The organism is uncultured Lutibacter sp., assembly GCF_937891065.1.
Taxonomy (GTDB): domain Bacteria; phylum Bacteroidota; class Bacteroidia; order Flavobacteriales; family Flavobacteriaceae; genus Lutibacter.
This window is the reverse complement of the sequence record NZ_CALAEQ010000122.1, coordinates 1-7,599: the sequence shown is the minus strand read 5'-3', so window position 1 is coordinate 7,599 and position 7,599 is coordinate 1. Positions and strand designations below refer to the sequence as shown.

General features: G+C 31.7%; 7 protein-coding genes. All 7 read right to left on the bottom strand.

What is annotated here, in order from left to right:
• A partial coding sequence (locus Q0352_RS07165) for an RNA polymerase sigma factor (protein ID WP_299525814.1) occupies positions 1-313 on the bottom strand: 313 nt, incomplete at its 3' end.
• A gap of 149 nt (positions 314-462) precedes the next feature.
• Entirely contained in the window at positions 463-1,092 is a 630-nt protein-coding gene (locus Q0352_RS07160; RefSeq protein ID WP_299525811.1) for a tetratricopeptide repeat protein, read from the bottom strand.
• Positions 1,080-2,402 carry a hypothetical protein gene (locus Q0352_RS07155; RefSeq protein WP_299525808.1) on the bottom strand — a complete coding sequence of 441 codons (1,323 nt, stop codon included), beginning with the start codon at positions 2,400-2,402 and terminating at the stop codon, positions 1,080-1,082. The genes Q0352_RS07160 and Q0352_RS07155 overlap by 13 nt, the downstream gene beginning before the upstream one ends.
• Positions 2,375-4,588, bottom strand: coding sequence for an urea transporter (locus tag Q0352_RS07150; RefSeq protein ID WP_299525805.1), 2,214 nt, complete (start codon positions 4,586-4,588; stop codon positions 2,375-2,377). The genes Q0352_RS07155 and Q0352_RS07150 overlap by 28 nt, the downstream gene beginning before the upstream one ends.
• Before the next feature lie 351 nt (positions 4,589-4,939).
• The gene (locus Q0352_RS07145; protein ID WP_299525802.1) at positions 4,940-6,292 is read right to left on the bottom strand and encodes a hypothetical protein; all 1,353 of its coding nucleotides are present in this window, start codon (positions 6,290-6,292) and stop codon (positions 4,940-4,942) included.
• Positions 6,293-6,296: 4 nt separating this feature from the next.
• Positions 6,297-7,343: an ATP-grasp domain-containing protein gene (locus tag Q0352_RS07140; protein ID WP_299525799.1), complete on the bottom strand. Its 1,047-nt coding sequence runs from the start codon at positions 7,341-7,343 to the stop codon at positions 6,297-6,299.
• A gap of 3 nt (positions 7,344-7,346) precedes the next feature.
• The coding region (locus tag Q0352_RS07135) for a PqqD family protein (protein WP_299525796.1) at positions 7,347-7,599 on the bottom strand (253 nt) is incomplete at its 5' end.

Sequence of the window (7,599 nt, the reverse complement as noted above, 5' to 3'; positions counted from 1 at the left end):
TATAGGTTTTATTTACATCATCTAATGAATCTTGCTGGTTGTTTTTATTTTGTTCTAAATAACGAATCGATTCATTATATGCTATTCTATACATCCAAGTATGCAAAGAACTTTTTTGCTTAAAATTAGGAAGTCCCTTATACACTCTTATAAAAGTATTCTGTAGCACATCATCTGCATTTTCATGAGTTATTACAATTTTTCTGATATGCCAATACAATCGCTCTTGATAAAGGTCTAATAATTTCTTAAACGCTTTATCACTCTGATTGGTATCTATTAAATCTCTTATAAATTCAGCTTCTTTATTCAATGTATTTAAAAGTTAATTTATTCAAATTTATCAATTCTATGCAAATTACAAATTTATCTTTTACCAATACATACTATTCTAACTATTCGGAAAACATAAAAAAACTATAAAAAACATTATAAAAACTTAAACCATCGTATTTCTTATAATTATTTGCTAGCCAAAGCTAATCCTTCAATAGCTGAAGTATCATTCGGTTTGTTTAATAGTACTTTTTGAAATAATACTTTCGCTTCTTTTTTCTTCCCCAATTGAAGATTTGTCCACCCATACATTAGCAAACCATCATAATCAAATGGGTATAAATCAATAATTTGTTTAAAAAGTGCTATTGCCTTATCAAATTGTGAACGATTGTAATATATGGTTCCCAAATAATACATTGCTTTTGTATTATGAGGTGAGTTTTCTAAAATTTGATTGTACATAGTAATCACCTCATTCCAACGTCCCAATGCTGATAATGGAAAGTTATACCCAAATTTTGGTTCATCGGCATACGGCATTAACTCCATTGCTTTTTTATAAAAAGCGATAGATTCATTAAAACTCCCAGCCATATAGTTTAGCCAACCCAACCGTAAATTTGTTTCGTACGAGCTTTCTTCATAAAACGCTTTTATCTCATCGGCTGCTAATTTATAATTTCCTTGTGCTTCTAGTGTATAGCTTTTACTGAAAGCTTCTTGTAGATTAGAAAAATTAACCTGAGCAAAAGCTACCGGTTTTACTAAAAATATAAATACCCCTATAATACCAATTTTTCTTAAAATTTCCATGTAATTCCTGCTGTTATATTTTGTTGATTAAAATTAAATGTCTTTGTTGTTATATTAAAATCTTCTGTATAATAATTATCTTCCATTTCCATAAACGAATATCCAACTTTTACCGTTGAGTTTTTACCTGAAAATTGTAAAGACAATCCAAATTCATTTAAAGCTGTTGCTGATTGATTATAAATAATAGCGCCATTGTTAGCAATAAAATTGCTTAAATCTCCAACAGTCCCAAATCCAGTTAATGAAAACTTATCTGTATTTATTGATAAACCTCCTGTGAAAACCATATTTGAATCTGGATCTTGACTATGATATTGAATAGACCCAAAAGGAACAACCAATGTACTTCCTAAAGGATATAATGCCATTGAATAACCTGCTTGAAATTGGTTTAATCCGTTTAAATTTGAAACAGATGCATTTACACTATTTCGCATAAAATAAGATGCTTTTGTTAATGAACCTCCAAAAACTAAATCGGTGTAATTTATTGTTGAAGATGATGAAGTTATACTTCTTCGTCCATTTCCTGTTGTTATGATGGTTTCATCCATGTTCAAATTATCATATTTCCCAAAAATCACATTCAAATAGGTATCTAAATACCAACGGTTTCCAAGCGCAACGGTTACATCAGTATAATACCGAGATTCATTTCCTTTATAGGTTTCATTTTGAAGAATCCCAGCAACATTTTCTTGTTGAACAGAAGTTGTGGGCATTACTGAAAGTTGATGATATAAATTAACTCTTTTAGACAAAGGATGGTTCATTCCTACAGAAAAGAGTTGATAATTTTTAGAGATAAACCGAATGTCATTATTTTCAGAAACAGCGTCTTCTTTCAGCATTTCATCATAATCTAAATTATTTGTGGTTAATACATTAAAATCTAATGCTGAAACAAAAGGCTGTACCAAGTTAATTTGATCCTTCAGCATTTTATTCATTTTACTATAAAACAACCTAGATTCTAATTCTAAACCGCTATAACGATATGCCCAATACAAATATTCTTGCACTACAACATCATAATTATCAACCGTATATGCTTCTTCTAAAAATTGAATGGCGCTTAACATTTTATTTTCTTTAAAATAGGCAATTCCCATTCTAACTTTTAGGTAGTAAAAATCAATACCTTCAGTTCTAGACTGCTTTCCCATTTTAATAATTGGCTTCCAATCTTGTTTTAAAAATAACGCATACGTTGTGCTATCTACTTGCTTAAATGATAAAGTTGCTTTTTGTGCATTGGCTGTGGCCGCAAACCACAATGCTATGATAAATACAATTTGTTTTCCCATGTTAACATAATTTTAGAGTTTTCAGCTGTTTTACACTGAATATTAATTTTACTGTTTTTATATACTAAACTATCCGCAGAAAAAAACACACGTTTATTCCTGCCTTTTATTTGAGTTTTCATTGCTACTTTTTTCAAATTAAAGAGTTGTTCTGGTTCTTTATAGGAAAGACTGTAGTTTCCTTTTAAAAATAAACCAACAGGCACTAAAAAGTCTTGAATTGTTAATAAAGGAAGCCGGTATAAATGATGCACAGGAAATCTTGTTTTTATAGAAAGATCACTATGTTCACTTAAAACTACTTTATAAAAAGAGCGGTACACATAAAATAACGCACTTTTTTTTGATCCCAAATAATTTAATGCTGAAAATGTTTTACCATTATTATCATAATATAATTTAGCACCTGTTTTTATACAATGAAGATATGACTGGTTATAAATATCAATTTCATTTCTTATATCAAACGGCAATTCCGAACCTTCTCCTATTGCAATACTGAGTTGAAATTCATCACCAGGATTCCATTTAAACGCCGCTTGTAATATTGGAGAAGTTGTTATATTTGACAATGTTTCTTGATTCTTAGGAATTCCCTTTTGTACAAATCCTAATTTTGATTCATCTTCAACAATATATTCAGATAAAGGCCAAAAAGTAGTGATCTCCCCAATTTTTGAAGAAGCCTGTAATTGAAAATGTAAATGCGGGTATGGAGAACGACCCGAGTTTCCACATTTTCCAATAGGTTGCCCTTCAACTACCACATCACCAATGCTTACTTCAACAGAACCCTTTTTTAAATGGCTCATTTTTGAATACAAATACGCTTCATGTTTTATGACTACTGTATTTCCCCAGTTTTGAATTGTATTAGTAACACCAATTTCATTGTCTTCAACATTATTTATTACCGCAACTACGGTTCCTGAAGCTGGAGCAATCACTGGTTTATCAAAGCAATAATAATCACTCATTAAAAAACCATCTCCTTCAAATTCTTTATCGGAAACTCTATCTTTTATAATAAAATCCCACGCAAACTTAAAAAAATCTTTATGTGTATGCGTACCATCGTGCCCTTGATTTACTGTCCATTTTCCCATAAACGGCAATCGGATTGCTGTGGTAAAAGCTGCATATTTTTTTGCTGGCTGACTGTCATACAAATACGCGTTGGTCTCTGGATTTTTTTGTTGAATGAGCGTTAATATTGGTGATTTTGTTTGGTCGTATCTAATTTTAAAAGCATATAAAACCCCTATAATCACCATATTAAATGGTAGTGAAAAAGCTGATAATTCAAAATAAACAAACAATCGATCTGAACCAATAGTGGTAATTACCAACACTGGAATTAACAACAAACTCCATAAAAATGATTGACGTGAAGGAATTAAGAAATAACCTCCAATAGCAATTGCTGAAAGAATAAAATTAAATCCGTAATAGGTATAATTTAAAGAACCTGTATACATTCCTAAGAATGAATAAAACCAATAAGCTACAAAAAAACCAACCAATGACAATAAGAAATTTACACGAGAATGAATTAATAAACCTACTGAAATAAGTACACCTGCTAAAATGTTAAATTGAAAGAATATAGCACCCAATGATAAAAAATAAGTATCAAAACCTGTATCTTTAAATACCTTATGAAGTCCATCAACAACTACAACCAATGCCTTACCTCCTAATTTAAAAAACATATTTGATGGATACAAGGTTTCCATATTTAAAGCAATTCCAGTAAACGATGGAAAAGCTAATAGTAGCAACCACATAGCCAACAAAAAAGGGATACTCAAAAATGGTAAACCGTATTTTGCAAATATTCCCATTAAAACTATGGTGCTAAAAAATGCAATAGCACCACCAACTACAATTAACAACAGCACATCTAAGCCTGGTAAAAAATAAGTACCAATTCCTAATCCAACCAATAAAGCATTAAAACTAAATAAGCCTTTTCTGGTTATCATTTCTGAATAACCAAAAACTTCTGCTAACAATACCGCCGTTAAAACAGCTATCAAACCGCTTAAGCCAGTCCACCAATCTATAAAACTTACAATAACCAGTATAGACGCCAATATTTTATTGTCAGTAAAAAATATTTGTGAATAGCTGGTTAAAACCGCTTCACCTACGAAAAAGCTTTTCTTTATTAGTTTTTGTTTCATTTCATTTATAATATTAGAACACTTCCTATTACAATTGTATGGATTCCTGCCTTCGCAGGAATGACAAAGCAATTTACTTCTTGAATCATAAGATTACTTCGTTGCTAACGCTCCTCGTAATGACGCATCATTGCAAACCTTTCTACTGTCGCTAAAGACAGGCTAAAGTGAAGCAATCTGTTACTTTTAAACTCCTAAATCTCATTTAACAATTGTATAGATTCCTGCCTTCGCAGGAATGACAATTAAATATTATGCATGATTATTTAATCATTTGTCATACTAAGCTTGTTGAAGTTTTTTTTCTGGGGTTTTCTACAAGCTCAGGCTGACATTATATAACTATTTTATCTATTTATCTTGAAGATGTTCAGGAACTAATTCTTGTCTTCTGAATACTTCTTTATCTTCTGCTTTACGCACCAAATGCACTTCTCCTTTTTGATCAATTAAAACAATATTTGGGCGATAGGTAATAAATTGCATCCATTGTGTCATGGTGTAGGCTCCTACTCTTTTTATAACAAAATGATCGCCTTTATTTAGCATAGGAAACTCTATATTTTTACGAATCACATCAATATTCATACATAAAGGGCCGTAAATAGTTGTTGGTTCACTTTGGAAACTAGATTCGTGTACTGGGTGAATTTCGTAATCATACCAAAAGGCAGTGAACATTAAATTTACACCTGCATCAATTACCATAGATTTTCTACCATCAGCCAAACGTTTATTTGCTAATACTGTACCCGCTAGCCAACCTGCATCATCAATTAAAGCTCTACCTGTTTCTAAAATAAGCAATGGTGTTTCATTATTAGGAAAATCAACCTCAGTCATTGCTGTCGTAATTGTGTGTGCATAATCGTCAAAACTTGGAGTGGTATCTGTTGCTGGCAAATAAGCACCTTGTAACGTGTTTTGTGAAGCAAACCCTCCACCAACATCAATATAGCCAATACTTGTTTGAAAACGATCGTATGTTTTGTTTGCTAAGGCTGCTAATTTTTGAACTGCTGTAGCATATGCTTTAGACATGGTTATATAGGTTCCCATATGAATATGCAAGCCTATTAAATCCATTTTCCCGCTAGACAGCATACGGTTAATCGCATTCCAGGCTTCGCCATTTTCATAATTAAATCCAAAACGATCCCATTGTGGTAAAATACCTGTATCCATATTTACACGAATGGCTACTTGTGGACGTTCGTTTAATTTGTCAACCATTCCTGAAATTGAATACAATTCATCAAAATTATCAATATGAATCAATGACTTATTATTGATGGCTCTTTTTAAATCGGCATCGCTTTTATCAGGACCATTAAAGATAATTTTATTCCCTGGAGTACCATTATCAATTGCTTTTTCATATTCGAAACCTGAAACTACTTCAGCCCAAGCGCCTTCTTGATGAAAAACACGACAAACAGCATCTAAATAATTGGTTTTATAAGACCATGCAAATTGCACTTTTGGATAGCGTGTTGAAAAAGCACGATAAGCCGTTCTGTAAGTTTCTCTCATTGTTTTTTCAGAAATCACAAAAACTGGTGAGCCATATTTTTCAATAATACTATCAATTGGTACAGTATCAATAGTTTCTATTGGACGTAATCTTTTTACACTACCAAATTTGTTTGGTACACCTTCTACTACTTTTCGTAAAACCGGACGTTCATATATTTTTTTATCCATTTTTTTAATTTTTTATTTCTCCAAATATTATTATTTTTTCAAAATCGGCTATGTCACCGATTAAATCCCAAGAATAACGAATAAACATTTTACCGTATTCATAGGTTGTTACAGGTGCTACTTTTTCGCCCATTGCTAAACGACACAACATTTCAGGAATATTTTGTCCTGCTCCTACTGCTAAATACACCCAAGCTGGAATACGTGGATTGATTTCAATTAAATGATATTCTCCATCATCAGTTTTTATCATTTCAAGTTCCATTGCTCCACGCCATTTTGTTTGTTTAATAATGTGATGTGAAATTTCTAGCAAGCGTTCATCATTTATAGTAATTCCTCCCCAAGCTTTTCCTTTATCAGTAATGTATTGCTTACGCATTGCAACGGCTGAAATGGTATTTCCTTCACCATCACCCAAGGCAATTACATTTACTTCAGTACCATGAATTGCTTGTTGTACCACTACTGGAAGTCCCCATTTTGCAGATAGTTTATTAAAATAATAAACTCCCTGACTATTATTTACCACTTTAAAAGCTTCATAAAACTTACCTTTAATCCAATATGGATACGATAAAGGTTTTGGTAAATTAGCTAGGTCATTACTATTCATAATAGTCTTACTTTCTGGCACTGTAACTTTATACTTTTTAGCGAATTCAGGTAAATTATCTTTATGACGTTCTTCAAACTGCTCCATAGTTGGTAAGAACGTTTGAATTCCCATTTTTAATAATTGATCGCTATATTTAATAAATAAATATAATTCCGAATCAAAATTTGGAATAATCATATCTAGTTGTTCTTTTTCATGAATGTATGCCAAACGCTCTAAAAATGCTTCACTACCTGTTGAAGGATAAGGCATTAAATAGGTTTTATCTACCAAACCTGGCATATAAATTCCTGGTTCTAAATTTTCGTAGGCCAAACCTATAATTTTGACATCCATTCCTGAATCTTTTATTCCTCTAATTACTGGAACTCCAGGACCTGGACTATCAATATTATTTAATCCGGTTACTGCGATGGTTAGTTTCTTTTTCATAGCTTAATCTATCATATTCTCACGTTTCAAAAAATCTAAGTATTCATACAAATCGCGTCCGGCAGAAATAGCATCTACATCAAATTCTTCTGTAATTTCATTAATTATTTCATCAGCTGATTTTCCTTCTTTTAAAAGGCTGAGGATAATTAAACCTAATTCATTTGTGGTGAAAGATTCACCCGTTGAAGGTTTAAATATAAATCCGTTGTCACTGATGGCTAGAGAATTTAGTTTGCCCATAGTTTTATTTATA